This window comes from Yoonia sp. KMU-150 (assembly GCF_056858355.1).
This window is the reverse complement of sequence record NZ_JBXEQF010000001.1, coordinates 931,314-955,724: the sequence shown is the minus strand read 5'-3', so window position 1 is coordinate 955,724 and position 24,411 is coordinate 931,314. Positions and strand designations below refer to the sequence as shown.

General features: G+C 64.0%; 31 protein-coding genes. 18 read left to right on the top strand and 13 right to left on the bottom strand.

Translation table 11 applies throughout. The features are described 5' to 3' along the window. Nucleotide 1 precedes the first annotated feature (1 nt). Genes AC04PH_RS04600 through AC04PH_RS04590 form a run of 3 tightly spaced genes read right to left on the bottom strand, consistent with a single transcriptional unit; the run spans nucleotide 2 to nucleotide 4,814 of the window. Nucleotides 2-1,585 carry a monovalent cation/H+ antiporter subunit D gene (locus AC04PH_RS04600; RefSeq protein WP_483064563.1) on the bottom strand — a complete coding sequence of 528 codons (1,584 nt, stop codon included), beginning with the start codon at nucleotides 1,583-1,585 and terminating at the stop codon, nucleotides 2-4. Next, nucleotides 1,582-1,938 (bottom strand): Na+/H+ antiporter subunit C, encoded by a 357-nt coding sequence (locus AC04PH_RS04595; protein ID WP_483064562.1) that lies wholly within the window; start codon nucleotides 1,936-1,938, stop codon nucleotides 1,582-1,584. The genes AC04PH_RS04600 and AC04PH_RS04595 overlap by 4 nt, the downstream gene beginning before the upstream one ends. Further along, nucleotides 1,938-4,814: a monovalent cation/H+ antiporter subunit A gene (locus AC04PH_RS04590; RefSeq protein WP_483064561.1), complete on the bottom strand. Its 2,877-nt coding sequence runs from the start codon at nucleotides 4,812-4,814 to the stop codon at nucleotides 1,938-1,940. Before AC04PH_RS04590 ends, AC04PH_RS04595 begins: the two co-directional genes overlap by 1 nt. 174 nt (nucleotides 4,815-4,988) lie before the next feature. Between AC04PH_RS04590 and AC04PH_RS04585 the strand changes: the two genes are divergently transcribed. Beyond that, complete coding sequence (locus AC04PH_RS04585) at nucleotides 4,989-5,696, top strand: hypothetical protein (RefSeq protein WP_483064560.1); 708 nt, start codon at nucleotides 4,989-4,991, stop codon at nucleotides 5,694-5,696. Here AC04PH_RS04585 and AC04PH_RS04580 read toward each other — a convergent pair. Both AC04PH_RS04580 and nth read right to left on the bottom strand, forming a co-directional pair. Beyond that, on the bottom strand, nucleotides 5,674-6,663 hold the full coding sequence (locus AC04PH_RS04580) for an adenosine kinase (RefSeq protein WP_483064559.1): 990 nt from the start codon (nucleotides 6,661-6,663) through the stop codon (nucleotides 5,674-5,676). The genes AC04PH_RS04585 and AC04PH_RS04580 overlap by 23 nt on opposite strands. After that, entirely contained in the window at nucleotides 6,660-7,304 is a 645-nt protein-coding gene (gene nth / locus AC04PH_RS04575; RefSeq protein WP_483064558.1) for an endonuclease III, read from the bottom strand. Before nth ends, AC04PH_RS04580 begins: the two co-directional genes overlap by 4 nt. A 79-nt stretch (nucleotides 7,305-7,383) precedes the next feature. Here nth and AC04PH_RS04570 point away from each other — a divergent pair, with 79 nt between their 5' ends. The 3 genes from AC04PH_RS04570 to AC04PH_RS04560 all read left to right on the top strand — a co-directional run bounded on the left by AC04PH_RS04570 (nucleotide 7,384) and on the right by AC04PH_RS04560 (nucleotide 9,875). Next, nucleotides 7,384-8,232: a methylated-DNA--[protein]-cysteine S-methyltransferase gene (locus AC04PH_RS04570; protein WP_483064557.1), complete on the top strand. Its 849-nt coding sequence runs from the start codon at nucleotides 7,384-7,386 to the stop codon at nucleotides 8,230-8,232. A gap of 117 nt (nucleotides 8,233-8,349) precedes the next feature. Continuing rightward, entirely contained in the window at nucleotides 8,350-8,997 is a 648-nt protein-coding gene (locus AC04PH_RS04565; protein WP_483064556.1) for a YiaD family glycine zipper/OmpA-like lipoprotein, read from the top strand. 107 nt (nucleotides 8,998-9,104) lie between these two features. Continuing rightward, a complete protein-coding gene (locus AC04PH_RS04560; protein WP_483064555.1) occupies nucleotides 9,105-9,875 on the top strand; it encodes a FadR/GntR family transcriptional regulator in 771 nt (256 codons plus the stop codon). Between the two features lie 30 nt (nucleotides 9,876-9,905). On the opposite strand, the gene AC04PH_RS04555 is transcribed toward AC04PH_RS04560, so the two are convergent. From AC04PH_RS04555 to AC04PH_RS04530, 6 genes are all read right to left on the bottom strand, one after another. After that, nucleotides 9,906-10,238 (bottom strand): hypothetical protein, encoded by a 333-nt coding sequence (locus tag AC04PH_RS04555; RefSeq protein ID WP_483064554.1) that lies wholly within the window; start codon nucleotides 10,236-10,238, stop codon nucleotides 9,906-9,908. A gap of 80 nt (nucleotides 10,239-10,318) precedes the next feature. Next, entirely contained in the window at nucleotides 10,319-10,876 is a 558-nt protein-coding gene (locus AC04PH_RS04550; RefSeq protein ID WP_483064553.1) for a F0F1 ATP synthase subunit B, read from the bottom strand. A gap of 4 nt (nucleotides 10,877-10,880) precedes the next feature. Continuing rightward, nucleotides 10,881-11,408: a F0F1 ATP synthase subunit B' gene (locus AC04PH_RS04545; RefSeq protein ID WP_483064552.1), complete on the bottom strand. Its 528-nt coding sequence runs from the start codon at nucleotides 11,406-11,408 to the stop codon at nucleotides 10,881-10,883. Nucleotides 11,409-11,488: 80 nt separating this feature from the next. Next, nucleotides 11,489-11,713 carry a F0F1 ATP synthase subunit C gene (locus AC04PH_RS04540; RefSeq protein WP_483064551.1) on the bottom strand — a complete coding sequence of 75 codons (225 nt, stop codon included), beginning with the start codon at nucleotides 11,711-11,713 and terminating at the stop codon, nucleotides 11,489-11,491. Nucleotides 11,714-11,773: 60 nt separating this feature from the next. Next, nucleotides 11,774-12,526 (bottom strand): F0F1 ATP synthase subunit A, encoded by a 753-nt coding sequence (locus AC04PH_RS04535; RefSeq protein WP_483064550.1) that lies wholly within the window; start codon nucleotides 12,524-12,526, stop codon nucleotides 11,774-11,776. After that, nucleotides 12,516-12,857, bottom strand: a complete 342-nt coding sequence (locus tag AC04PH_RS04530) for an AtpZ/AtpI family protein (RefSeq protein WP_483064549.1) — start codon at nucleotides 12,855-12,857, stop codon at nucleotides 12,516-12,518. Before AC04PH_RS04530 ends, AC04PH_RS04535 begins: the two co-directional genes overlap by 11 nt. 207 nt (nucleotides 12,858-13,064) lie before the next feature. Here AC04PH_RS04530 and AC04PH_RS04525 point away from each other — a divergent pair, with 207 nt between their 5' ends. Together AC04PH_RS04525 and AC04PH_RS04520 are read left to right on the top strand one after the other, a co-directional pair. Beyond that, nucleotides 13,065-13,400, top strand: a complete 336-nt coding sequence (locus tag AC04PH_RS04525) for an ArsR/SmtB family transcription factor (RefSeq protein ID WP_483064548.1) — start codon at nucleotides 13,065-13,067, stop codon at nucleotides 13,398-13,400. A 265-nt stretch (nucleotides 13,401-13,665) separates the two neighbouring features. Then, nucleotides 13,666-14,322, top strand: a complete 657-nt coding sequence (locus AC04PH_RS04520) for a hypothetical protein (protein ID WP_483064547.1) — start codon at nucleotides 13,666-13,668, stop codon at nucleotides 14,320-14,322. On the opposite strand, the gene AC04PH_RS04515 is transcribed toward AC04PH_RS04520, so the two are convergent. Both AC04PH_RS04515 and AC04PH_RS04510 read right to left on the bottom strand, forming a co-directional pair. Next, the gene (locus AC04PH_RS04515; RefSeq protein ID WP_483064546.1) at nucleotides 14,323-15,204 is read right to left on the bottom strand and encodes a DMT family transporter; all 882 of its coding nucleotides are present in this window, start codon (nucleotides 15,202-15,204) and stop codon (nucleotides 14,323-14,325) included. After that, nucleotides 15,204-16,079: a LysR family transcriptional regulator gene (locus AC04PH_RS04510; RefSeq protein ID WP_483064545.1), complete on the bottom strand. Its 876-nt coding sequence runs from the start codon at nucleotides 16,077-16,079 to the stop codon at nucleotides 15,204-15,206. The genes AC04PH_RS04515 and AC04PH_RS04510 overlap by 1 nt, the downstream gene beginning before the upstream one ends. 108 nt (nucleotides 16,080-16,187) lie before the next feature. Between AC04PH_RS04510 and AC04PH_RS04505 the strand changes: the two genes are divergently transcribed. The 12 genes from AC04PH_RS04505 to trmD all read left to right on the top strand — a co-directional run bounded on the left by AC04PH_RS04505 (nucleotide 16,188) and on the right by trmD (nucleotide 24,388). Further along, complete coding sequence (locus tag AC04PH_RS04505) at nucleotides 16,188-16,730, top strand: FMN-dependent NADH-azoreductase (protein ID WP_483064544.1); 543 nt, start codon at nucleotides 16,188-16,190, stop codon at nucleotides 16,728-16,730. Nucleotides 16,731-16,792: 62 nt separating this feature from the next. Continuing rightward, nucleotides 16,793-17,266 carry a hypothetical protein gene (locus AC04PH_RS04500; protein ID WP_483064543.1) on the top strand — a complete coding sequence of 158 codons (474 nt, stop codon included), beginning with the start codon at nucleotides 16,793-16,795 and terminating at the stop codon, nucleotides 17,264-17,266. Nucleotides 17,267-17,327: 61 nt separating this feature from the next. Next, nucleotides 17,328-17,810 carry a hypothetical protein gene (locus tag AC04PH_RS04495; protein WP_483064542.1) on the top strand — a complete coding sequence of 161 codons (483 nt, stop codon included), beginning with the start codon at nucleotides 17,328-17,330 and terminating at the stop codon, nucleotides 17,808-17,810. 157 nt (nucleotides 17,811-17,967) lie between these two features. Continuing rightward, nucleotides 17,968-19,455: a signal recognition particle protein gene (gene ffh, locus AC04PH_RS04490; RefSeq protein ID WP_483064541.1), complete on the top strand. Its 1,488-nt coding sequence runs from the start codon at nucleotides 17,968-17,970 to the stop codon at nucleotides 19,453-19,455. A gap of 150 nt (nucleotides 19,456-19,605) precedes the next feature. Continuing rightward, on the top strand, nucleotides 19,606-20,133 hold the full coding sequence (locus AC04PH_RS04485; protein ID WP_483064540.1) for a GNAT family N-acetyltransferase: 528 nt from the start codon (nucleotides 19,606-19,608) through the stop codon (nucleotides 20,131-20,133). Beyond that, complete coding sequence (locus tag AC04PH_RS04480; protein ID WP_483064539.1) at nucleotides 20,130-20,720, top strand: GNAT family N-acetyltransferase; 591 nt, start codon at nucleotides 20,130-20,132, stop codon at nucleotides 20,718-20,720. Before AC04PH_RS04485 ends, AC04PH_RS04480 begins: the two co-directional genes overlap by 4 nt. Beyond that, a complete protein-coding gene (locus AC04PH_RS04475; protein WP_483064538.1) occupies nucleotides 20,720-21,226 on the top strand; it encodes a GNAT family N-acetyltransferase in 507 nt (168 codons plus the stop codon). Before AC04PH_RS04480 ends, AC04PH_RS04475 begins: the two co-directional genes overlap by 1 nt. Before the next feature lie 82 nt (nucleotides 21,227-21,308). Next, nucleotides 21,309-21,605, top strand: a complete 297-nt coding sequence (locus tag AC04PH_RS04470) for a chorismate mutase (protein WP_483064537.1) — start codon at nucleotides 21,309-21,311, stop codon at nucleotides 21,603-21,605. A 51-nt stretch (nucleotides 21,606-21,656) separates the two neighbouring features. Next, on the top strand, nucleotides 21,657-22,061 hold the full coding sequence (gene rpsP / locus AC04PH_RS04465; RefSeq protein WP_483064536.1) for a 30S ribosomal protein S16: 405 nt from the start codon (nucleotides 21,657-21,659) through the stop codon (nucleotides 22,059-22,061). Nucleotides 22,062-22,154: 93 nt separating this feature from the next. Next, the gene (gene rimM, locus AC04PH_RS04460; RefSeq protein WP_483064535.1) at nucleotides 22,155-22,676 is read left to right on the top strand and encodes a ribosome maturation factor RimM; all 522 of its coding nucleotides are present in this window, start codon (nucleotides 22,155-22,157) and stop codon (nucleotides 22,674-22,676) included. Nucleotides 22,677-22,739: 63 nt separating this feature from the next. Continuing rightward, the gene (locus AC04PH_RS04455; protein ID WP_483064534.1) at nucleotides 22,740-23,543 is read left to right on the top strand and encodes a hypothetical protein; all 804 of its coding nucleotides are present in this window, start codon (nucleotides 22,740-22,742) and stop codon (nucleotides 23,541-23,543) included. A gap of 35 nt (nucleotides 23,544-23,578) precedes the next feature. Next, nucleotides 23,579-24,388, top strand: a complete 810-nt coding sequence (gene trmD / locus AC04PH_RS04450; protein ID WP_483064533.1) for a tRNA (guanosine(37)-N1)-methyltransferase TrmD — start codon at nucleotides 23,579-23,581, stop codon at nucleotides 24,386-24,388. The last annotated feature ends 23 nt before the right edge of the window (nucleotides 24,389-24,411 follow it).

The window sequence follows — 24,411 nt, the reverse complement described above, 5'->3', positions numbered from 1 at the left end:
GTCAGTGATCCCCTCCGTCAGTCTCGCCATAGCCGTCCGCGCCCGCCTTGGCGTCGCTCAGCTTGCCGGGTGTCTCCAGCACGGTGGCGATGTAGTCGTCGGGCGCGAAAAGCTGCGCCGCTATGGCGTTGGCATAGGCGGTCGCGGGTCCGGCAAAGACCGTGTGCGCCACCAGCAAGGACAGCAATCCACCCACCGCGACGTAGGACAGGCGGCTGGGGGCGTCGGCGACGGGCGCATCGTCTGCGTCCTCCTCAGGCACAAGACTCTGCGCCTTCCAGAACACCGTGCCACCGGCGCGGGCAAATCCCACGACGGCGATCAGGCTGGACCCAAGCACCAGCGCCCAGATCCAGACCATCAGCGGCGCATCCCAGCCCGCGTCGAGGATCAGAAGCTTGCCCAGAAAGCCCGACAGCGGCGGCAGGCCCGCCATGGCAATGGCTGCGACGAAAAACAGCGCCGCCGTGACCGGCGCGCCCGCGATGGGCGGCATCGGAATGAGTGCCAGGCTCTCGCGCCCAGACCGCACCAGATCGGTGATCAGAAACAGCGCCGCCGCCGCCAGCGTCGAATGCACGATGTAGTAAAGCGCCGCCGCGATCCCCGCTTCGGTCATGAGCGCAATCGCCACCATCACCATGCCCATCGACCCGATGACGGAAAACGCGACCAACCGGTCCAGCTTGCGCGCGGCCAGCACACCGACCATGCCGACCGCCACGGACAGCAGCGCCGCGGGCATCAGCCAGACCGCGTGCAGACCCGCCGTCACGTCCAGATCGGGGGGGAAGATCATCGTATAGACACGGATGATCGCATAGGCACCCACCTTCGTCATGATCGCGAAAAGGGCGGCCACAGGTGCCGGTGCCTCGGCATAACTCGACGGCAGCCAGAAATGCAGCGGGACAAGTGCCGCCTTGATCGCAAAGACCAGCAGCAACAGCACGGCGGCCACGCGAATACCCACACTGGCGCCCGCGTCGATCAGCGTCACGCGCTGCGCCAGATCGGCCATGTTCAGCGTGCCTGTCTCGGCATAAATGGCACCCAGCGCGAACAGGAACAGCGTCGAACCCAGCAGGTTGAAGAGCACATATTGCACCCCCGCCCGCAGCCGCCGGTTGCCGCCCGCATGGATCATCAGCCCGTAGGAGGCGATCAGCAGCACCTCGAAGAACACGAACAGGTTGAACAGGTCACCTGTCAGGAACGCGCCCATGATCCCCATCAACTGGAACTGGAACAGCGCATGGAAATGCCGCCCGCGCGTGTCCCACCCCGACCCGATGGAATAGAGCAACACGAAGAACGCCAGCACCGTCGTCAGCAACACCATCAGCGTCGACAACCGGTCGCCCACCACGACGATGCCGAAGGGCGCGGCCCAGTCCGACAGTTGATACAGCAGCACCGTGCCGTCCGACGTCTGCCAGACCAGCGCCAGCGCCGTGGCGAAAAGCGCCGCGACACCCCCCAGCGAAAACACCCGCTGGATGCCGATGTGATAGCGCGCGGCCAGCACGATGAACGGGGCCAGCACCGCTGGCAGGACGATGGGCAGGATCAGCCAATGCGTCATAGCAGATCCTCCTCCGGGTCGGCCCTTGTCTCCGGCTCCGGGTCGTCGACGTGGTCATCGTTACCGCCCAGAAACGCGCCCAGCGAAATCATCACGACAACCGCCGTCATGCCGAAAGAGATCACGATGGCGGTCAGCACCAGCGCCTGCGGCAGCGGATCGGTGTAGCGTTCCGCATCCGTCAGAATCGGCGGTGCGCCGACCGTCAGCCGACCGGATGCGAACAGGAACACGTTGACCGCATAGGTCAACAGCGACATCCCCATGATCACCGGAAAGGTCCGCAGGCGCAGCACCAGATACAGGCCCGCCGCGGTCAGGATACCGATGGCGGAGGCGACGAGGAATTCCATCAGACGGTCCCCCCTGCCGGGCTGGTCGGTGGTTCGGGATCGTCACGCGACGGATCGACATCCATCGCATGCTCGTTGTCGGGCACATGCGCACGCCGCGCCAGCCGCGAGAAACTTTCCAGCGACAGCATGACCGCCCCCACCACCGCAAGGAACACTCCCAGATCGAAGAGCGCCGCCGTCGCCAGCTCGAATTTCTCGAATGGCGGAATGCGGACATAGGTGAAATCGGAGGTCAGGAACGGCTTGCCCACGAACCATGACCCGATCCCGGTCAGCCCGGCCACCAGAACGCCCGCGCCGATCACCCCATGATAGGGAAAGCGGACCCGGTCAGACGCCCAGTTGAAGCCGCTGGCCATGTATTGCATCACCACGCCGATGGACACGACGAGACCGGCGATAAACCCGCCGCCAGGTTCGTTGTGGCCGCGCAGGAAGATGTAGAAACCCACCAGCATCACCACGGGCATGATCACCCGCGTCAGCACCACCATCATCATCGGGTGCATGTCGCCCGCGCGGGGCTGATCGGGCCTGCGGTTCAGCAGACGCGCGCGCACCGGCCCGTTCAAGAGCGTTTCGGTCAGCGCATAGATCAGCAAGGCCGCGATCCCCAACACGATGATCTCGCCGAAGGTGTCGAAACCCCGGAAGTCGACGAGGATCACGTTGACGACATTGGTACCGCCGCCGCCCTTGTAGGAATTGGCGAGGTGGAAATCGGAAATCGACGGGGCCACAGTGTCGCGCAGCAGGTAGTGCAGCGAAAGCGCCGTCGCGGCCAGCCCCCCGACGACCGCCACACCGGCATCACGCACCCGCCGCAGCAGGCTGCTTTCGACGGGCGTGCGGTTGGGCAGGAAATTCAGCGCCAGCAGCAGCAGGATGATCGTCACAACCTCCACGGTCAGCTGCGTCATGGCCAGGTCCGGCGCGCTGAAATAGACGAAACCGACAGACACCATCAGCCCGACGATGGCGATCAGGATCAGCGACAGCAGGCGGTTGCGATGCAGCACGACAAGCCCCACCGTCGCCGCGACCAGCATGATCCAGCCCGCAATCGGCACGATGCCGGGGGTCTGCATTTCGCGCGTGTTCGCACCCGCGGTTCCGGTCGCCCAGGCGTGATAACCCACAGCCAGCACCACCGTCGCCATCACCGCGCCATAGCGGGTAAAAGCCCCGTTGTGGGCGCTGTGGATCACCGCGCGCGCGGCCTTGACCACGGCGATGATCAACCCGTCAAAGATGCGCTTCGCCTCCGGGCGCGGTGCCGCATCCCATATCCGCAGCGCGGGCGCGAATACCGCCAGCACGATCAGGCCACCCACCACCGCCGCGATCGACATATAGAGCGCCGGCACCAACCCGTGCCAGATCTTGAAATAGGCCTTCGGCACCTCCGCCGCGTCGCCCAGCACCGCTGCGGTGACCAGCTTCACGAAAGGCTCGGCCAGGAACGGCGCCACACCGATGACCACGACCAGCACCACCAAGAACGCGGGCGGCAGCCACATACCCGCGCCGGGGTCATGCGGCTTGGCCGGGTAATCGTCGCGCACCGGGCCAAGGAACGTGTGGCTGATGAAGCGAAAGCAATAGGCCGCGGAAAACAGCGATCCCAGCACCGCCAGCACCGGCACGATCCATTCGGAGCCGAACAGCACGGTGTGGTTCGCCTCTTCCAGCATCATCTCCTTGGACAGGAAGCCGTTGAGCAGCGGGATCCCCGCCATCGACAGTGCAGCGATGGTCGCGATGGCGAATGTGATCGGCATCAGGTGCCGCAACCCGCCCAGCCGCCGGATATCGCGGGTATGCGCCTCGTGATCGACGATTCCGGCGGACATGAAAAGCGCCGCCTTGAACGTCGCGTGATTAAGGATATGAAACACCGCCGCCATCGCACCGAAGGCCGTGCCGGTGCCCAGCAGCATCGTGATCAGCCCCAGATGCGACACGGTGGAAAACGCCAGCAGCGCCTTCAGGTCATGTTTGAAAAGCGCGATCACCGCCCCCAGCACCATCGTGATCAGCCCCGCCGTGGTGACGATGGCCACCCACTCCGGCGTGCCCGACAGCACCGGCCACATCCGCGCCATCAGGAAAATCCCCGCCTTCACCATGGTGGCCGAATGCAGGTAGGCCGATACCGGCGTGGGGGCCGCCATCGCGTGCGGCAACCAGAAATGGAACGGGAATTGCGCCGATTTCGTGAAACAGCCCAGCAGGATCAGGATCAGCGCGGGCAGATAGAGCGGATCGGCCTGGATCAATTCCCGGTTCTGCAAAATGACACTCAGGTCATAGGAGCCCACGATCTGCCCCAGGATCAGCATCCCCCCGATCATCGCCAGCCCGCCCATGCCGGTGACGGCCAGCGCCATGCGCGCGCCCTGCCGTCCCTCGGGCAGGTGCTTCCAGTAGCCGATCAGCAGGAAGGACGACAGCGATGTCAGCTCCCAGAAGACCAGCAAAAGCAGGATGTTATCCGACAGCACGATCCCCACCATCGCGCCCTGGAACAGCAGCAGATAGGTAAAGAACTCGCCCATGTTGTCCTTGCGCGACAGGTAATAGCGCGCGTAGGCGATAATCAGCAGCCCGATACCCAGGATCAGGCAGGCAAAGAAAAAGCCCAGTGCATCCAGCATCAGCGTGAAATTCAGCCCCAGCACCGGCATCCAGTCGATGCCCGCCGTCACCACCTCTCCGGCCAGCACGGCTGGCAGGTTCGTAAGCAGCCCGATCAATGCGGCCAGCGTGACGGTAAAGGTGATCCCCGCGCAGGCCTGCCGCCCCGCCTGATACATCAGCCCGGGCAGCAGGGCCCCGAAGAAGGGCAAGGCGACGATAAGAAATAGCGACAAAAGGGCGGCTCCCGATCTTGTGGCCCGCTGGGCGGTCATGCCTTTGTGATGGGAAATCGCTCCGATCTCAAGGGCCTCTGCCCTGCGCGCGGCACCGCGACTTGCGACAAATCGGTCGCCCGCCGTGCATCACGCGCTAGCTTTGCCGCGACAGGCAGGCAGCAAGGCGGCGACATGACCCATATCCTGATCATCGGCAGCGGCCCGGACGCGCTGCGCGCGCGTGTCTGGCCGCGCGCGCCTTTCGACGCGGTCGTTGCGATCAACCACGCCTGGGCCGTCCGCCCGGATTGGGATTACCACATCCACCCAGATGACTTCGCGCCGGAAAAGCGCCCGCAAACCACAGCTCCGCACCAGCGTATCGTGACCTCCGCCGACTACGTCCCGTTGCAGAATGCCTACGGCGGCTTCGTCTATGCGGGCGGCACCATGGCCTTTACAGCCGCCTATTGGGCATTGGCCGCGTTGAAACCGCGCGTGATCGCCATGATCGGCTGCGACATGGTCTACCCCGCCAACGGCCCCACGCATTTCTACGGCACCGGCGCGCCCGACCCGCTGCGCCGCGACATCAGCCTGCGCAGCCTGCCAGCCAAATCGGCGCGATTGCAGGCGCTGGCCGCCCGCGATGGCTGTGCCATGGTGAACCTGTCCACAGAGGAAAGCCGCCTGACCTTTCCGCGCAGCACACCGGCGCTGTCCGCCGCGTGCGCGCCGCTGCAATATGACGCAACAGCCGTCGCGGCGGCCTTGGCGGAGGAACACCGCCTTGGCTACTATGTGCCGTCGGGCAAATACTGGAAGGAGGAAAGCCGCTTCGACCCCGCCGCCATCGACGCGCTCGACGCGGTCTGGATCAAAGCAGGCCAGCCTCTTTGAACAGCACGGCAAGGTCCGCCTTGGGCCGTGGCCCGATATGGCCGATCACCTCTGCCGCCGCGATCACGCCCATGCGCCCGCAGTCTTCCAGTGACCGCCCCCTTGCCATGCCGAACAGGAACCCGGTGGCGAACTGGTCGCCCGCGCCCGTCGCATCCACCGGCACCACCGGCGTCACGTCCGCCGTCACTTCTTCCGCCCCGCGCCGCAGGATCACCGGATCGCCGGAGCGTGTGCACACCACCGTGTCACAGACCTGCGCCGCCTGATCCAGCGCGGCTGACAGATCGTCGGTTTCATAAAGCGTCGTCCACTCCGCAGCATTGCCGAGCACGAAATCCATCTCCTCCGCGATCAGGCGCTTGAAATCCGCGCGGTGCCGGTCGGCGCAGAACGGATCGGACAGGGTGATCCCCGATTTTCCGCCCGCCGCGTGCATCAACCGCGATGCGGCGGCAAAGGCGGTTTTGCCCTCCGGCTTGTCGAACAGATAACCTTCGAGAAACAGGATCTTGCTGCCGGTGAACAATCCCTCCGGCACATCGCCCTGCCCCAGATCGGCCCCGGCCCCCAGATAGGTGTTCATCGACCGCTCACCATCGGGCGAGACAAAGATCATCGACCGCGAGGTCGGCGCTTCAGCACTGGCGGACGGCGGGTTCGGGAACGCCGTGCCGGCCTCCTCCATCCCCTGCGCATAGAACCGGCCCAGCGCGTCGTCCTTCACCTTGCCGATGAACGCTGTCGACAGGCCCAGCCCGCCCAGCCCGGCAATGGTGTTCGCCACGGACCCGCCCGGCGTTTCCGTCCGGTCGGTCATCGCGGCATAAAGCACCTCTGCCCGGTCACGCTCGATCAGTTGCATGATGCCCTTCTCGATCCCCATCTGGTCGAGAAACATATCAGGCGCGCTTGCGATCACATCCACGATGGCGTTGCCGATACCGATCACGTCATAGGAATTCATAGGTTTTTGTCCTCGAACTGGCACAGGTCGCGTATCAGGCAGGCCGCGCATTTGGGTTTTCTGGCGACGCATGTATAGCGCCCGTGCAGGATAAGCCAGTGATGCGCGTGCAACTGGAAATCTGCCGGAATGTGATCCTCGATCGCGTGTTCGACGGCGACCACATCCTTGCCCGGTGCGATCCCCGTCCGATTGCCGACACGGAAAATATGCGTGTCCACTGCCTGCGCGGGCTGGCCCCACCACATATTCAGCACGACGTTCGCCGTCTTGCGCCCCACGCCGGGCAGCGATTGCAGGGCGGCACGCGAATTGGGCACCTCGCCGCCGTAGTCATCCACCAGAATCCGGCTCAGCTTCATGACGTTCTTTGCCTTCTGGCGAAACAGCCCGATGGTCTTGATATGCTCCGTCAGCCCCTCGATCCCGAGGTCGAGCATCTTCTGCGGCGTATCGGCCACCTGGAACAGCGCGCGCGTCGCCTTGTTCACGCCCGCGTCCGTCGCCTGCGCCGACAGGGCCACGGCGACGACCAGCGTATAGACGTTCACATGCTCCAGCTCACCCTTGGGTTCGGCCTCCGCCGCCTGAAAGCGCGTGAAAATCTCGCGGATGGTGTGATAGTCGAGTTGCTTTGCCATGCCGCCCCGTATGCCCGCCCGGTGCCGCTTGCGCAATATTCGGGTCGCACGGCGCGGGTCCCGCGCCTATCTTCAGGTCATGGAACACGAACACGCATATCACTATCAGGTCATGGCCCGCGCGATCGACATGATCGACGCGGCGGATACCCCGCTGACCCTCGATGACCTCGCCGCGCGGATGCAGATGTCGCCCGCGCATTTCCAGCGCCTGTTTTCGCAATGGGTCGGCGTCAGCCCGAAACGCTATCAGCAGTATCTGGCGCTGGGTCACGCCAAGACACTGCTGCGCGACCGCTGCACCACGCTGGAGACGGCGGATGCGGTCGGCCTGTCCGGGTCGGGACGGTTGCACGATATGTTCGTAAAATGGGAGGCGATGAGCCCGGGCGAATTCGCCAAGGGCGGTGCCGGTCTGACGATCCGCTGGGGCCGGTTCGACAGCACATTCGGCCCGGTGCTGATCATGGCCACCGACAAGGGCATCTGCGGCATGGCCTTCATCGCCGAAACCGGAGAGGCGGCGGCGATGGCCGACCTGACCGCACGCTGGCCACAGGCCCGCTATGTCCACGACCCCGACAGTCTCACCCCTTGGGCACAGGCGGCACTGGGGGCCAGCGAGGACGTCGTGCCGCTCTACCTGATCGGCGCGCCGTTCCAGCTCAAGGTGTGGGAGGCGCTGCTGACGATTCCAACCGGCCACGTCACGACCTATTCAGACATCGCCGCATCCATCGGCAACCCGCGCGCCGTGCGCGCCGTCGGCACCGCCGTGGGACGCAATCCGGTCAGCCTGCTGATTCCCTGCCACCGCGCATTGCGCAAATCGGGCGAACTGGGCGGCTACCATTGGGGCACGAAGGTGAAGCGCGCCATGCTCGCGTGGGAATCGGCGCGCAGCGACACCTTGGCCAAGAGCGCGTAATTCAAGCGAAAACCTGCCGCCGCCCCCCGCGCTATTGGATATCAGCGGGGGTTGGTGGCATATCTGGTGCATCCACCGGCGCAGGATTTTGCGCATCCACAAGAATGGAAGACCGATATGACATTTTCGAAACTCCCGATGCTGCTTGCAGCCTCCTCGCTCACCTTCGTCGCGGCCTGTGCGGGCGGCCCCAACAACAACGAAAACGCCTCCGGCGGCGCGCTGCTGGGTGCCACGGCGGGCGCTCTGATCGGTGCCGCCACCGGTGACAGCCCGCGTGAACGCCGTCAGGGTGCCCTGATCGGTGCCGCAATTGGTGCCGCAGGCGGTGCCGCCATCGGCAACCAGCTCGATCGCCAGGAAGAGGAACTGCGCCAGGCGCTCGGCAACAACGTCGGCATCGTCAACAACGGCTCCAACCTGACCGTGACGCTGCCGCAGGACATCCTGTTCGCCACCGGCAGCGCCGCCCTGACCGGCGCGCTGCAGAACGATCTGGTGACCGTGGCCCGTTCGCTCAACAATAACCCGAACACCACAGTCAGCGTCATCGGCCACACCGACAACGTCGGCGAGGCTGCGTTCAACTTCGACCTGTCGCAGCGCCGCGCGCAGGCCGTGACCTCGGTGCTGATCAACGCCGGTGTCTCCGCAGGCCGGATCCGCACCATCGGCCGGGGCGAGGATCAGCCGATCGCGTCGAACCTGACCGCCGAGGGCCGTCAGCAGAACCGCCGCGTGGAAATCGTGATCACGCCGAACTGATCATTAACCATTCCGCAACAAAGGGGTCGCCGGTGGCGGCCCCTTTTTCGTTGTGACCCTTCGCACGTGGTCATATCATTTTACCAATCGTCACGAGAAAGCCGTCAATGCCGTTTGAACCGATCCAGCAGGAAAAACTGTCGCAAGGCGTCGTGCGCCAGATCGAGGGGCTGATCCTGCGCGGCATCCTGCGCCCGGGCGAACGGCTGCCGTCGGAACGGGAACTGTCCGAGCGTCTCGGCGTGTCGCGCCCGTCCCTGCGCGAGGCGCTGTCGAACCTGCAAGAGCGTGGCCTGCTGACCTCTCGCGCCGGGGCCGGTGTGTTTGTGGCCGATGTGCTGGGCAGCGCCTTCGCGCCCGCACTCGTCACGCTCTTCGCCACCCATGACGCCGCCGTGTTCGATTACATCAGCTTTCGCCGCGATATGGAGGGGCTGGCGGCGGAACGTGCGGCGCGACTTGCCTCCGACACCGATCTGGCGGTGATCCAGACGATTTTCGACAGGATGGAAGCCGCGCATCGCAAACGTGACCCCGCCGACGAGGCCGCACTCGATGCCGACTTCCACCTCGCCATCATCGAGGCGAGCCACAACATCATCATGCTGCACATGATGCGGTCGATGTATCAGTTGCTGCGCGAGGGCGTCTTCTACAACCGGTCTGTTATGTTCAAACAACGCATGACCCGCGATCACCTGCTCGACCAGCACCGCGCGATCAACACGGCCCTGCAGGCCCGCGACCCGCAGGCCGCGCGCGCCGCTGTGGCGGCACACCTCGACTATGTCGACAAGGCCTTGTCGGATCAGCAGAAAGCCGACGCCAACGAGGTTTTCGCCAGGAAGCGATACGAGCACGAGGCCGGGCGCGGCTGACCGCCTGCGCATGTGCCCCGCATCAACCGATCAGCACGCCACCTGCCGGATACCCGCGATAACTTCGGGTGGAACGTCATGGGGTTCCAGAAAACCACCGGTGGATACCCAGTCGGACATCTCCGGCTGCGCGCAATCCACCGACAGCACACCGACGAAACTGCCCAGCTTCCCCTCGCCACGCACATAGACGTCGACGCCGAAGCCTTCGGTCCAGCCGGTATTGATCACATACCAGCCCTGTGAATAGACACCTTCCAGCGGCTGGTCGTAGATGAAATCGGCTGCGATATGCTGCACCGCGCCCGCGGCGGTGGCGGTCAGCAGCGCCGTCAGAACAGCGGCGGTGGGAACGATGCGCATGAGCGACTCCTGTGCACAAATGAAAAGCCCGGCCACATCACTGTAGCCGGGCAAATCGCAATGTCATGCAAAGAAGCAGATCAGTGCAGCTTGGCATCCACCTGACCGATCGCATCGTCGATCAGCTTGTCCTTGCCGGAGGCATCCATCTGTTTCATCAGGATGTCGTTGGCGGCCCCCACGGCGACACTCACCGCGCGGTTTCGGATGTCCGCGACAGCGGCGGATTGTGCAGCGGCGATCTGCTCCTCGGCACCGGCGAGCCTGCGCGCGACAGAGGATTTGATATCCTCCTTGGCCTGTGCGGCGGCGCGCTCGGCCTCTTCCTTGGCGTTGGCGACGATCCGGTCGGCTTGCTCCTGCACGTCCTTCTGCTTGCGCTCGTAGGACGCGAGCAGCGATTGCGCCTCTTCGCGCAGCGCGCGGGCTTCGTCCAGTTCCGCACGGATGTCGGCGGCGCGCTTGTCGAGCATCTGGGCGACCTTAGACGGCACCTTGAAATAGAGCAGCACAGCCACGAACAGCAGGAACGCCAGCGTGACGATGAAGTCAGTGTTCTTCAGCGACACGAACGGGCCTTCGGCGGCAAGCGCGGGGCTGGCTGTCAGGGCGAAAAGGGCGGCGATCAGAAATCTCATGGTGCTACCCTTTCATCCGTGCGTTGACGGCTGCGGTGACGGTCTTCGCGTCAGCCTCGCCGCCCAGCGCGGCGACCAGTTCCTTGGCGGTGTCCTTGGCGACCTGCGTCACGCTCTTGACCGCACCCTCACGGATTTCGGCAATCGCCGCTTCGCTTTCGGCGGTCTTTTCGGCGATCTGTGCATCGGCCTTGGCCAGTTCGGCGTCCAGTTCCTTCTGGATGTCCGCCTTCGCCGCAGTCACGATCTCGTTCGCCTGCGCGCGGGCGTCGGCCAGCGCCTTGTCATAGGCGGCCTCGGCCTCGACGGCCTTTTGCTTCAGCTCTTCGGCTGCGGCGATGTCATTTGTAATCGTGCCCGACCGTTCGGCCAGCACCGACCCGATCCGGGGCAATGCGACGCGGCTCAGCACGAAATAGATCACGACAAGCGCGACCAGAAGCCAGAAAATCTGGTTTGGGAACGTCTCGAAGTTCAGCTGCGGCATGCCGCCACTGGTTTCGACCGCAAGTTCGTCAGTCTCAGTTGCCATAATAGTCCCCGAATACCTTGGTCATTTACCGGTCGGGGCGGTTTGCGCCCCGACCGGCCGTAAGGATATCTGGTGCGTTCTTAGACGGCGAACATCAGCAGAAGGGCGACGAGGAACGAGAATATCCCCAGGGCTTCCGCAAATGCGAGACCGATGAACAGGGTTGCCGTCTGCGAGGCAGCGGCGGATGGGTTGCGCAGCGCGCCGGCCAGATAGTTGCCGGCCACGTGACCGACACCGATTGCGGCAGCGCCGGACCCGATAGCTGCAAGACCTGCGCCGATGTGTGACAGTTCACCTTCCATGAGAATTCTCCTTACGTTGGAAGTTAAGTAGGTGTGCGACGGGAACACCCCGCCACGTCGTTAGTGATGCGGGTGCAATGCGTCCTTGAGATAGACGCATGTGAGGATGGTAAAGACGTAGGCCTGAATACCGGCCACAAGGACCTCCAGCCCGTAGATCGCGGTGATACCAAGGATCGACACCGGGCTGATCAGCCAGATCGCCGCGAAACCGGCGAAGACCTTGATCACCGCGTGACCGGCCATGATGTTGCCTGCCAGACGGATGGAGTGGCTGACGGGGCGCACAAAGTAGGAAATCACCTCGATCACGGCGATGATCGGCCGCAGGATCGCCGGTGCGTCCTTCATCCAGAACATGCCGAGAAACGATGCGCCGTTCAGCACGAAACCGATGACCGTGACCGCGATGAAAACGCCGAAGCCCAGCACGGCCGTCACCGCGATGTGCGAGGTGGGCGAGAAGGACATCGGGATCAGCGCCAGATAGTTGGCGAACAGGATGAACACGAAAAGCGTCATGATGTAGGGGAAATATTTCGCCCCTTCCTTGCCGCAGACATCCTCGACCATCTTGTAGATGAAGCCGTAGATAAGCTCGGCAATCGACTGTACGCGGCCTGGCACGATGGACCGCTTGGAACTGCCCAGCACGAAAAGTGCCGCGATGCAAAGCACCGAAATCGCCATCCACAGCGTCGCGTTGGTGATCGTGAACATGCCGATGGGGCCATCGCCGAACAGCGGCTTGATGATGAACTGGTCCAGCGGGTGGAATACCAGACCGCCTTCTTCGGCTGCTTCAGTCGCCATTTTTGTCGCCCTCGTCGTTACCGGCCGCGGCCAGTTGTTTGTTCTGCACTTCCCGCGCCGACCGCATCATGGTGTTCACACCGGCGGCAAGGCCCAGAAAGATAAAGAGCACCAGAAAGATCGGGAGCGTCCCGAACAGGTAATCCAACCCGTATCCGATGCCGAAACCGATCGCGAGACCGGCCACCAGTTCGATCACCATCCGCCAGGCAAGCTGTGCCTGGGAATAGTGTTCCTCTGAATGGTTCTTGACCTGCGGACCCTTGCGTCGGTGCGCCAGCTTCGCCTCCAGTGCGGCGAGTTTGCCGCTTGGGTCGTCAGGATCAGACAAGGCGATTGCCCCCTTCAGATGCTGCGCAGGGTGTATGGTGCACGCGGGACCGAGTCAATACGCCCGCAAAGCCGCCAATTGCCATTGAAAACATTGAATAAATTTGCGAATGTTTCGCATGCGAAACCCGAATTAACCCTTTGTTAACCTCGGGCGACATTCAACCGGATGGTTGACGTTTTAACCCGTTGCGATCAATGACATCGCATGGACAGCCAGCTTGATACCGTCTTTGCGGCCCTGTCGGACCGCACCCGCCGCGCGATCCTGTCGATGCTGCTGGAGGACGACATGGCCGTGACGGACGTGGCCGAGCCGTTCGAGATGTCGCTGGCCGCGATATCGAAACATCTGGGGGTGCTGACCGCGGCGGGACTGATTTCGCAGGAAAAGCGCGGGCGGGTAAAATGGTGCAAGCTGGAACCCGACGCGCTGCGCGAGGCCTCCGTCTGGATGCTGGGGTTCGGCCAGATGGGCGGGCTCGACCTCGATGCGTTCGAGCGTTTTCTGAACGCCGAACTACACGACACGCCACCCACATGACCCGCATCACGAAAAAAGGCTGCCTGCTTGGGACAGACAGCCTTTTTCTTGGGATACGAGGGGGCGGGGTCTAGATCACGCCTGCGACGAACCGCAGAATGACCAGAACGACCACGACCAGTCCGACGAGATAAATGATGCTGCGCATTGTATGTCCTTTCACTTTCTTGAGAACATAACCCCATTGCGCGGCGTAGGTTCCGCAAAATTGGGCAATGCGACCAAAAAATGTGCTATGACGGGCGCACCATTCCGGAGGCAGCCGATGAAATCCGCCGTCATTTTCCTTGCCCTCATACCGGCCTTTGCCGCCGCGCAGGGGGCCTGTCCTGCCGATCCGCCCACCCCTGACCCGTGCCTCGTCGGGACGTGGATGGGCGAGAATACGGCCGGGCAACGCATCTACGACATGATCCAGAACAATCCGCCGCCCGGCGTCGACCGCACGACATTTCCGGTACCCCCCGCCATGCTGGGCATCACGATCTTCGAAGACGGCTTTTATGCCACCCTGCCGCTGCACGCAGAGGCTGCCTGGCAGGACGTCAGCGAGGAAGACACCGTCACCGTCCAGATGGACCTGAGCGTGGGGTCGCAATTCGGCCATATCTGGACCACCGGCAGCAACGCGAACTTCTGCACGATGGAGGGTAATCTGGTGACGCTCCTCGTGCAGACCGAGAGCGGGCTGGGCGGTGGCGGCGAGACGGTGATCGCCCCAGGCGCGGGCGGCGGGTTTTCCCCGGTCATGGGCTATACCTGCGGCGGCGGGTTCATGCAGTTGAACGTGCAACTGCCCGCCCCGATCGGAACGGTCACCTACAACCTTCAGAAATTCGACGACGACCGGTTCGAGGACGAATGGCGCGATCTGCTGGCGCTACGTGGCGAGTTGGTGATCGACCCCTTCACGATCGACTGATCAGCCGTCGTCACGCAGCAGCAACAGCAACGCCGCGACCGTCAATAGAACCCCGGCCAGAGTCCAGACCGACGGCCATGCGGCACCCAGCGCTACTGCCCAGACGATCACCCAGCTTGGCGTCAGGTAGGTATAGGCCATCACCTTCGACGCGGGAAGCCGCAGCGTGGCGAATTGCAGCAGCGTGAAGGTCGCGGCGCTGGCGAAGGCCGCGGTATAGAGAATGGTGATCCAGACGATCCCCGGCAGGGCGGTCCAGTCCGTCGCGCGGATGTCGCGCCAGCCCACGATGGTTAGGATCACGGACCCCGCCAGCAGAACGCCAAAGCTGAAGACGATGGCGGATTCACCCCGGTTCAGCCGTCGCACCAGCGGGGTATAGATCGCGTGGGCCATCACACCCCAGAAATAGATCCACTCGCCGCGCCCGACCTCGAACCGCAAAAGCGCGCCGATGTCGGCACGGAAAATCACCCAGAGCGCGCCTACGGCCCCGATGGTGAGCGCCAGCGCCATGCGCGGGGTCAGGCGCTGGCGCAGCAGCAGCCAGCCGAACCCGGCGGACAGGATCGGCGTCAGCGTGAAGACCGCGGCGGCACTGACCGGCGGCGCGGTCTTCAGCCCCTCGAACATCAGCACGAAATAGGTGGTGAAAAAGATGGCGAGCAGGCCGTAGCGCCAGGGTGCGGCGGCATCGGCCCGCCGGACGCCGACGGTGCAGAGCGTGACCACGCCCATGATCGCCGTCGCCAGCCAGAACCGCACCACGTTCAGCGCCAGCGGCGTGATCTCGTTCGCCGCCAGCGCGCCCAGCGCAAACGATCCGGCCACCAGCAGCGAAAACAGCAGCATCGCCAGATGTCCGGCGCGGGCAGGCTCCATCAGGTATCCCACGCCTTTGCGGCCTGCTTGATCGCTTTCAGGGCGGCCTGCACCTTGTCGGTGCGGTGCAGGTCCACGTGGGTCACCAGCCACATCGGCGTGCGCCATTCCGGGCGCGGCGGCGTCACCTCGTGATAGGTGCCGCCCGCCATCTCGTAGTTCGGCATGAACCCGATGCCGGAGCCGGATTTCACCGCGTCGATCATGATCGCGGATTCGTCGGTGCGGAACGTGATCCTGTCCGCCGGGACAAGCTGTTGCAGCCAGCCGTTCCACGGCGCGCGGCTGTTGGGATCGTCTGTGCCGATGAAGTTGTGATTGGCCAGATCGTCGTCGTCCTGCGGCAACCCGTGGCGCGAGACATAGCTTTCGGACGCGACAAGGTGCATCTGCGGATTAGCCAGCGCCTGCACCACGTTGTCAGGCTCGTCCGGCGCTGCGCCGCCACGAATGGCGACATGGGCCTCGCCATATTCCAGCCGGAACAGCCGCTCGCCGGTCAGATACCTGATCCGCAGGTCCGGATAGGCGACCTGCAGGTCGGCGATGACCGGCATCAGCAGCGAAGAAAATGCGGCGAGCGTCGTAATGGTCAATTCGCCCGATACTCCGGCACCCTGCCCCTTGATCCGGCTGGCCAGCTGGCTGAACTGCTCGTCCGTGGTCTGGGCGACACGTAGCAGATCCTGACCGGCCTCCGTCGCGGTATAGCCGCGGGCGTGGCGCTGGAACAGCCTGACGCCGAGACGTTCTTCCAGCGCGTCGATATGGCGGATCACGGTGGCATGATGCACGCCCAGCACCTCTGCCGCGCCGCTGACGGTGCCGTTGCGGGCCACCTGAAAGGCGGTGCGAATTTCATCCCAGTTGTCCACGCGCGGCCTCATCTGTGCAAATACAAACACCTGCTGTCAGTTTGGGGGCATTTCGTTCGTGGGCGCAAGGGGTGTAGCGAGGGCATACTTGGGATAAAGGCACCGCATATGACACGACACATCCTGCGCATCGACGCATCCGCCCGCTCTGCCACGTCGGTCAGCCGGAAGGCGACGGCGCATATCGCGGCGGGATATCCCGGTGCAGACGTCACCTATCGCGACCTCGCCGCGACGGCCTTGCCGCAGGTTGACGAAACATGGGTGTCGGCGCGCCTGAAACCGGCGGAGGAATTGACCGAGGACGACCGCGCCAGCCTCGCCCTGTCCGACACGCTGGTCGCCGAGTTGCAGGCCGCCGACACGCTGATCATCGGGATGCCGATCTACAACTTCGGGATGCCTGCGGCGCTCAAGGCCTGGGTCGATCTGATCTGTCGCCCCAAGGTCACCTTTCGCTACACGCCGGACGGCCCCGTGGGCCTGATGACCGGCAAGCGCGCGGTCGTCGCCGTGGCATCGGGTGGTGTCGCCGTCGACAGCCCCGCCGATTTCGCCACACCGCATCTGCGCAAGGTGCTGGGCTTCGTCGGGATCGACGATGTCACGGTGATGGTCGCAAAGGATGTCACTGCAGGTGCTGCTGCCTGACACGCACCTCCCCCGCTTTGGGGGACTTGCACCGACAGGCGGAGACCCGCAACACTGCCGCCATGAAAATCCTGCGCAACACCCCCGACCTGCTGGTGATCGAGGACCGTCCTATCCTGCTCAGCCTCGCGGTCGCCGCCTTCACCGTGCTCTATGTCGCCGTGGGTTTCGACGCCTATCGCGACGGCGACTGGTTTCTGGTCGTCCTCATGGCGGTCTTGACCGTCGGAATGTGGTCGGTGATCCGGGTCGTGGCGCGCCGGGTTCGGCTGCGCTTTGACCGGGCGGCGGGCAAGTTGCTGATCCGCGAGCGGTCCTTCAGCGGCACACAGGACTGGACCTACGCGCTGACCGATCTGGGTCACGCCCGGGTCGATGTGAACAGCGGCGAGACCGATACCTACCGCCTCGAACTGGTCTTCACCTCCGGCATGGACGCAGGTTATGCACATCCGGTGACGCTGGGCCACAGTAGCGGGTCCGGCCCGCAAAAGACGGCGGATGCGATCAACACCTGGCTGGGTCGCGACGACTGACGTTTCTCCGGTTCCAAACAGGCTTTGACCCGGTGTCACGGTATTCACTAGACTGCCGTGCATGAAGATCGTCGCCCACACCGCCGACCGCATCATCCTCGATGATACGCCATGGCTGTTCTCGCTGATGTTCGCGGGCTTCGCGCTGGTGCTTGTCGGGGTCGGGCTGACGATGCTGTTTTCCGGCCGCATCGGCATGGGGCTGCTGATGCTCCTGTTCGCGGCACTAGTCTGCGCCGCACTCACGCTCGTCGTGCGCCGGACCCGCATCTTCCTCGACCGCACCCTCGACCTGATGGAAATCCGCACCCGCACGTGGCGCGGCACCGCCAGCACCCGTCACCGTCTGTCCGACCTGCGCACCACCACCGTGCAGACCATGGGCGGCGACCGGCAGACCCACCGGCTCGCCTTCGTGCTGGAGCATGAAGACGACCCCATCCCCGGCACGCTGGCCTATTACAGCGGTAGGCGCGCCCATACCGCCCGCGACACCGTCAACACCTGGCTTGCAGGCGTTGACTCCCGCCCGCAGCGCGACTAAACGCGGCCCATACCCGGATGGCCTCAGCTTTCCGGTCCCTTGATGCAATCAGGGATCGCCACCAGTCAGCGCGTCGCGCCCACTGGTGCGATTGTCGTTTGCAGCGCCGGTTCCTATCTTGAGGCCATACCGAAAACGGATCGAAAGGCGCGCGCCAATGTTTGAAAACCTGTCAGAACGGCTTGGATCGGTCTTTGACCGCCTGACCAAGCAGGGTGCGCTTTCCGAAGACGATGTGAAAACCGCCCTGCGCGAGGTCCGCGTGGCCTTGCTGGAGGCCGACGTGTCGCTGCCCGTGGCCCGCGATTTCGTGAAGGCCGTACAGGACAAAGCCACCGGTCAGGCCGTCACCAAATCCATCACGCCGGGCCAGCAGGTCGTCAAGATCGTGCATGACGAGTTGCAGCACGTCCTCACCGGGGCGCAAGACCCCGGCAAGCTGAAGATCGACAACCCGCCCGCGCCGATCCTGATGGTCGGCCTGCAAGGCTCCGGCAAGACCACGACCACCGCGAAACTCGCCAAGCGCCTGAAAGACCGCGAGGGCAAGCGCGTGCTGATGGCCTCGCTCGACACCAACCGACCCGCGGCAATGGAACAGCTTGCGATCCTCGGCAAGCAGATCGGCGTCGACACATTGCCCATCGTGAAGGGCGAGGATCCCGTCCAGATCGCCAGGCGCGCCAAGACGCAAGCCTCCTTGGGTGGCTACGACGTCTATATGCTGGACACTGCGGGTCGTTTGCACATCGACCAGGAGCTCATCGCACAAGCCGCTGCCGTCCGCGACGTGGCCAACCCGCGCGAAACCCTGCTGGTCGTCGACGGCCTGACCGGTCAGGACGCGGTGAACGTCGCGCAGGAATTCGACGACAAGATCGGCGTCACAGGCGTCGTCCTCACCCGGATGGACGGTGACGGGCGCGGCGGCGCGGCGCTGTCGATGCGCGCGATCACCGGCAAGCCCATCCGCTTCGTCGGCTTGGGCGAAAAGATGGACGCGATCGAAACCTTCGAGCCGTCCCGCATCGCAGGCCGCATCCTCGGCATGGGCGACATCGTGGCGCTCGTCGAAAAAGCGCAGGAAACCATCGAGGCCGAACAGGCCGAACGCATGATGAAGCGCTTTCAGAAGGGCGCGTTCAACATGAACGACCTGAAGATGCAGCTTGAGCAAATGATGAAGATGGGCGGCATGGAAGGGATGATGGGCATGATGCCCGGCATGGGAAAGATGCAGAAGCAGATGGACGCCGCCGGGATGGACGACAGCATCCTCAAGCGCCAGATCGCACTCATCAACTCCATGACGAAAAAGGAACGCGCCAACCCCGCGCTCCTGCAGGCCTCCCGCAAGAAGCGCATCGCCAAGGGTGCGGGGCTGGAAGTCTCCGAACTCAACAAGCTCATCAAGCAGCACCGCCAGATGGCCGACATGATGAAGAAGATGGGCAAGATGGGCAAAGGCGGGATGCTCAAGCAGGCCATGAAAGGCATGATGGGCAAGGGCGGCGGCATGCCCGACATGAACGATCCGAAAGCGATGGAGGAAGCGGCCAAGGCGCTGCAGGGTCAGATGCCCCGAGGCGGTATGCCCGGCATGGGCCTGCCCCCCGGCCTGTCGGGCTTCGGAAAGAAGAAGTAACGATATGCACGCGCCCTCGTATCATTTTGCCAAAAATACTTCCGCCGGAGGCTCCGACACCGCCCCACGCGGGCGGCTGATACCCTGCGAGAACGGCACCACAGGCACCCAAAATATCGTCACGCGCCAGCGTGTCCGTGAGGTCAAGCCATGACACTTGTTCCGCACTGCCCGACCCTGAAAACGGACCGCCTGACGCTGCGCGCGCCGCAGGCGGGTGATTTCGACGCGGTCGCCGCGTTCCTGGGTGATCCTGTCCGCTCTCCCGGCTTCGGCGGGCCGACGGATCGCAACGACGCATGGCGCTGGTTTGCCTCCATGATCGGCCACTGGCACCTGCGCGGCTACGGCTTCTGGTTCGCTGATCTGCACGACGGCACGCCCGTCGGCATGACCGGCCTCTGGAACCCCGAAGGCTGGCCGGAACCGGAACTCGGCTGGGTCCTGTTCGACGGAGCGGAGGGCAAAGGTTACGCCGTCGAGGCCGCGAAAGCGGTGCGCGAACATGCCTACACGACGTTGGGCTGGACGACGCTGACGTCGAACATCATCCCCGCCAACGACAAATCCAAGGCCGTCGCCCGCCGTCTGGGTGCCACCTATGAACGGACATACGACAACCCCAGTATGGGCGAGGACGAGCTGTGGCGTCATCCCGCCCCAAAGGACCTCACATGAGCAACCCCAACGAAAACCGTCTGCCGTGGGAATATCTCCCGCAGGGGCAGGCCGCCGTCGCGGTCGAACGCATCGGACAGGCCCTGCCCCGCATCGCCACCGACCGCACGGTCATGCGTGGCCCATACATGGAAGACTTCGACATCTTCGCCGATTTGGTGACCTCCGACCGGGGCCGCTATGTCGCGGGACCGCTCACGCGCGAGGGCGCGTGGGACGATTTCATCCAATTGACCGCCAGCTGGATCCTGCGCGGCAGCGGGCTGTGGACGGTCGAGGATATGAACGACAAATCCGTGCTGGGCTTCGTCCTGCTGGGTCACGAAACCGGCGATCCCGAACCCGAACTGGGGTTCCTGTTCACCGAGGAGGCAGAGGGCAAAGGGCTGGCCTTCGAGGCGGCTGAGAAGGCACGCAACAACGCCTGGAATGCGCTTAGCTTCGAAACGCTGGTCAGCTATATCGACCCCGACAACGACCGCGCCATCGCACTGGCGAAACGTCTGGGTGCGGAACGCGATCCGTCCGCCGATCATGACGGCACCCACGCCTATCGCTACCCCCGTCCGGAGTGGTCGGAGGCCTGATGAAAACGCTGACCACCCATAAGCTGACGCTGCGCCCCTATGTCAGAGCCGACTTCGATGCCTACGCGGCGTTGATGACGGGACCGCGCGCGCAGCACATGGGTGGTCCGCACGACGTGGAAACGGCGTGGCAATATTTCACGAACGACGCGGCGTCCCACACGCTCAACGGTTTTGGCTGTTTTGCCATCCTCGCGGGCGATGCGCTCGCGGGTTTTGCCGGCATCATCCAGCCGCCGACCTTCCCGGAACCTGAAATGGGCTGGGGCCTCTACGACGGGTTCGAAGGGCGCGGCATCGTGACCGAGGCCGCCCGCGCTATCCTTGCCGATGCCTTCGCAACGACCGGGCGCGACAGTTTCGTCAGCTACATCACCCCCGACAACACCCGTTCGATCCGCGTGGCGGAACGTCTGGGTGCGGTCCGCGACGAAACGGCCAATCCGCCCGCAGGCTGGAACAGCCACGTCTATCGCCACTTTCCGACGCGAAAGGGACAGTCATGACCGTGATTTTTCGGTGCACGCGCGGTGCACGTCCGGTGCACGCGTTTCACACACCCGTTTTCATCGTTTTCGGAGGCCAAAAATGACCGACGATACCACCCGTGCGGCGGACCTGCTCAAGGGTCACCGCGACAGCATCGACCGCCTCGATGCGATCCTCGTCTATACGCTGGGCGAGCGGTTCAAGCACACCAAGGCCGTGGGGAAACTCAAGGCCGCACATGACCTTCCGCCGTCCGATCCCGCCCGCGAAGAGGCCCAGATCGCCCGGCTGACAGACCTTGCGAACCGGGCCGATCTTGATCCCGAATTCGCCAAGAAATTCCTCAACTTCATCATTGAGGAAGTGATCCGGCATCACAAGCAACATCAATCGTAATCGGGGTCGCCGGAAGGCCCCAAACCACTGCCAATCAAAGGAAATACTCTCATGGCTATGAAAATTCGTCTCGCCCGCGGCGGCTCCAAGAAGCGCCCCCACTATGCCATCGTCGCCTCCGACAGCCGGATGCCACGCGACGGCCGCTTTCTGGAAAAGCTGGGCACCTATGCGCCGATGCTGCCCAAGGACAGCGAGGACCGCGTGAAGATGGACATGGAGCGCGTGCAATACTGGCTGGGCCAGGGCGCACAGCCCACCGACCGCGTCGCCCGCATGCTGGAAGCCGCAGGCGTGATGCCCAAGAAGGACCGCTCCAACCCCAAGAAAGGCACACCCGGCAAGGCCGCGCAGGCCCGCGCTGACGAGAAGGCCGAAAAGGCGAAAGCAGCCGCCGAAGCCGCCGCCGCCCCCGCCGAGGAAGCCCCCGCGGAAGAGGCCGCTGCGGAGGAATAAACTCCTGTTTGCGCGGGTCTTTTTGGGAAGGCCCGCGCATCTCCCGCCCCTTTGTCGAGGGCCGTCACGGGCCTTTCACCAAGGAGCATCGGTATGACAGATCGCATCACGGTCGGATCCATCGGCGGGGCGTTTGGCGTCCATGGCGAGGTGCGCCTGAAATCCTTTTGCGCCGACCCGGCCGCCATCGCCGATTACGCCCCGCTCTATACAGAAAACGGCAGAACTTTCGCCCAGATCGTGCTGACCGGTCAGACCAACAACGGGCTGACCGCGCGCGTCGACGGGATCACGACGAAGGAACAGGCGGATGCGCTGAAAGGTACCGCGCTTCTGGCCGACCGTGCCACCCTGCCGACCCTGCCCGATGACGAATACTACTATGCCGATCTGGTCGGGCTGACCGTGCTGGACACTGGCGGACAGATTCTGGGCACCGTCAAATCGGTCGACGATCACGGGGCCGGCGATCTGCTGGAACTGATCGTGCCGGGACAGGCCGAAACAGTGCTGCTGCCCTTCACCCATGCCGCTGTCCCCACCGTCGACCTGCGCCAGGGGCGCATCATCGCGGACCCGCCGGACGGTGTGTTTCCGGAATCGAGGGACGACTAGCTTTACCACCGACGCATCCGCAGGGCATAGTCGGCGCAACCCAACCCGCCCCAAGGCAAACCCATGCAGCAAATCCTGCTACACCCCGGTTTCCACCGCACCGGCACGAGTTCGATCCAGCATTTCCTGTGGCGCAACCATGAGGTTCTGGCCCCGCATGTGGCGTTGATGATGCTGCGGCACATGAAACCGGTGATCCGGCAATGTGCCCATTTCACCAGCACGCGCGATCTGCTCGATCTGCTGGAACTGGCCGAGCGGCTGGATGCGGCCTTTGCCGAAAACCCGGTGCCCGAGGGGCGACATCTTATCATGAGCGCGGAAGGGATCTGCGGTCAGATGCCCGGACGGCCAGGGGTTCCCGACTACAGTGCCGCACCGCTTCTGATCCAGTATTTCACCGGTTACCTGACCGAGCGGTTTCCGCAGGCACAGGTGCGCGTGATCCTGTCGACCCGCGATGCCGATGCCTGGCTGAAAAGCGTCTATGATTATCAGTTGCGGACGTCGCGGCTGACGATGGATTATCCCGACTTTGCCGAAACCTACCGTGCGGCGGCCGATCTCGATCAGGCGCTGGAAGATATTGCCGGGCTGATCGACCCTGTCGACGTTCTGTTTCTTCCACTGGAAGAGGCGATGCAGCACCCAAAGGGACCGGGCTGCGCCCTGCTGGACCAATTGCCTGTGCCCGACACCACGCGGGCGGCGCTGATCCCGGTCGGCATCGGCAATGCCGGACCCTCGGACGCCATCCGCGACCGGTTTCTAGAGTTGAACCGATCCAACATGAATGACACGCAATTGACCGAGACCAAGACCGCGATTGCGGAACAGGCCGATCTGGGCACATGGAAAAGGCACTGACCGCGCATGTTTTCTGACCCCACCGCCCCCGCGCCATGACCGATACGCCTACCCCCCGCGCGGCGGGCCGCAAGTCGATCCGTGCGGCAACCGCGCCGCGAGAGCTGATGACGGACACGCCGGAACTGGCCGGTGCATGGCTGGCGCAGGTCATCACGCTGCTGCCGACAGCGTTTCCGGGTATTCTTGGTGAAAGCCTGACCGGCAAGGCGCTGCAGGACGGGCTTTGGCAGTTGCAAACCTACGACTTGCGCAGTTTCGGCGTCGGCAGGCACCGCAACGTCGACGACACCCCGGCCGGCGGTGGTGCAGGGATGGTGTTGCGGGCCGACGTGCTCGAGGCAGCCATCCTGACCGCCCGTGCCGCGGCCCGTGGCAGGATGCCGCTGATCTATCTGTCACCGCGCGGACGCCGGTTCGATCAGGCGATGGCGCGGTCGCTGGCGCAGACCGATGGCGTGACGTTGCTCTGCGGTCGTTTCGAGGGCGTGGATGAGCGGGTGCTGGAACATTTCGACATTCTTGAGGTTTCGCTGGGTGATTTCGTCATGACCGGTGGCGAATTGGCCGCGCAGGCCATGATCGACGCGACACTCCGGCTGCGACCGGGTGTGCTGGGCAACTTTGCCTCGACCGAGGAAGAGAGTTTCTCCGCCGGCCTGCTGGAACATCCGCAATACACCAAACCGGCGGAGTGGCAGGGGCGTAAAATCCCGCCCGTGCTGCAATCCGGCAACCACGGGCAGATCGCGGCATGGCGCCGCGACGCAGCCGAACGCATCACACGGGAACGCCGCCCTGATTTGCTGCCGGAAACCGACCCTGATGGCGAAGAAGACAGCTGAGGCCAAATAGCCTCACTCCGGCA

What these genes read in the sequence shown, in the direction of transcription:
- AC04PH_RS04585 (WP_483064560.1), top strand. Translation starts at nt 4,989, where the DNA reads ATGACCCATATCCTGATCATCGGCAGCGGCCCGGACGCGCTGCGCGCG.
- AC04PH_RS04600 (WP_483064563.1), bottom strand. Translation starts at nt 1,585, where the DNA reads ATGACGCATTGGCTGATCCTGCCCATCGTCCTGCCAGCGGTGCTGGCC.
- AC04PH_RS04475 (WP_483064538.1), top strand. Translation starts at nt 20,720, where the DNA reads ATGAAAACGCTGACCACCCATAAGCTGACGCTGCGCCCCTATGTCAGA.
- AC04PH_RS04515 (WP_483064546.1), bottom strand. Translation starts at nt 15,204, where the DNA reads ATGGAGCCTGCCCGCGCCGGACATCTGGCGATGCTGCTGTTTTCGCTG.
- AC04PH_RS04455 (WP_483064534.1), top strand. Translation starts at nt 22,740, where the DNA reads ATGCAGCAAATCCTGCTACACCCCGGTTTCCACCGCACCGGCACGAGT.
- AC04PH_RS04480 (WP_483064539.1), top strand. Translation starts at nt 20,130, where the DNA reads ATGAGCAACCCCAACGAAAACCGTCTGCCGTGGGAATATCTCCCGCAG.
- AC04PH_RS04545 (WP_483064552.1), bottom strand. Translation starts at nt 11,408, where the DNA reads ATGGCAACTGAGACTGACGAACTTGCGGTCGAAACCAGTGGCGGCATG.
- AC04PH_RS04550 (WP_483064553.1), bottom strand. Translation starts at nt 10,876, where the DNA reads ATGAGATTTCTGATCGCCGCCCTTTTCGCCCTGACAGCCAGCCCCGCG.
- AC04PH_RS04470 (WP_483064537.1), top strand. Translation starts at nt 21,309, where the DNA reads ATGACCGACGATACCACCCGTGCGGCGGACCTGCTCAAGGGTCACCGC.
- AC04PH_RS04485 (WP_483064540.1), top strand. Translation starts at nt 19,606, where the DNA reads ATGACACTTGTTCCGCACTGCCCGACCCTGAAAACGGACCGCCTGACG.
- AC04PH_RS04520 (WP_483064547.1), top strand. Translation starts at nt 13,666, where the DNA reads ATGAAATCCGCCGTCATTTTCCTTGCCCTCATACCGGCCTTTGCCGCC.
- nth (WP_483064558.1), bottom strand. Translation starts at nt 7,304, where the DNA reads ATGGCAAAGCAACTCGACTATCACACCATCCGCGAGATTTTCACGCGC.
- ffh (WP_483064541.1), top strand. Translation starts at nt 17,968, where the DNA reads ATGTTTGAAAACCTGTCAGAACGGCTTGGATCGGTCTTTGACCGCCTG.
- AC04PH_RS04535 (WP_483064550.1), bottom strand. Translation starts at nt 12,526, where the DNA reads ATGGCGACTGAAGCAGCCGAAGAAGGCGGTCTGGTATTCCACCCGCTG.
- AC04PH_RS04505 (WP_483064544.1), top strand. Translation starts at nt 16,188, where the DNA reads ATGACACGACACATCCTGCGCATCGACGCATCCGCCCGCTCTGCCACG.
- AC04PH_RS04540 (WP_483064551.1), bottom strand. Translation starts at nt 11,713, where the DNA reads ATGGAAGGTGAACTGTCACACATCGGCGCAGGTCTTGCAGCTATCGGG.
- AC04PH_RS04560 (WP_483064555.1), top strand. Translation starts at nt 9,105, where the DNA reads ATGCCGTTTGAACCGATCCAGCAGGAAAAACTGTCGCAAGGCGTCGTG.
- AC04PH_RS04595 (WP_483064562.1), bottom strand. Translation starts at nt 1,938, where the DNA reads ATGGAATTCCTCGTCGCCTCCGCCATCGGTATCCTGACCGCGGCGGGC.
- AC04PH_RS04525 (WP_483064548.1), top strand. Translation starts at nt 13,065, where the DNA reads ATGGACAGCCAGCTTGATACCGTCTTTGCGGCCCTGTCGGACCGCACC.
- AC04PH_RS04555 (WP_483064554.1), bottom strand. Translation starts at nt 10,238, where the DNA reads ATGCGCATCGTTCCCACCGCCGCTGTTCTGACGGCGCTGCTGACCGCC.
- AC04PH_RS04580 (WP_483064559.1), bottom strand. Translation starts at nt 6,663, where the DNA reads ATGAATTCCTATGACGTGATCGGTATCGGCAACGCCATCGTGGATGTG.
- AC04PH_RS04495 (WP_483064542.1), top strand. Translation starts at nt 17,328, where the DNA reads ATGAAGATCGTCGCCCACACCGCCGACCGCATCATCCTCGATGATACG.
- AC04PH_RS04500 (WP_483064543.1), top strand. Translation starts at nt 16,793, where the DNA reads ATGAAAATCCTGCGCAACACCCCCGACCTGCTGGTGATCGAGGACCGT.
- rimM (WP_483064535.1), top strand. Translation starts at nt 22,155, where the DNA reads ATGACAGATCGCATCACGGTCGGATCCATCGGCGGGGCGTTTGGCGTC.
- trmD (WP_483064533.1), top strand. Translation starts at nt 23,579, where the DNA reads ATGACCGATACGCCTACCCCCCGCGCGGCGGGCCGCAAGTCGATCCGT.
- AC04PH_RS04565 (WP_483064556.1), top strand. Translation starts at nt 8,350, where the DNA reads ATGACATTTTCGAAACTCCCGATGCTGCTTGCAGCCTCCTCGCTCACC.
- rpsP (WP_483064536.1), top strand. Translation starts at nt 21,657, where the DNA reads ATGGCTATGAAAATTCGTCTCGCCCGCGGCGGCTCCAAGAAGCGCCCC.
- AC04PH_RS04570 (WP_483064557.1), top strand. Translation starts at nt 7,384, where the DNA reads ATGGAACACGAACACGCATATCACTATCAGGTCATGGCCCGCGCGATC.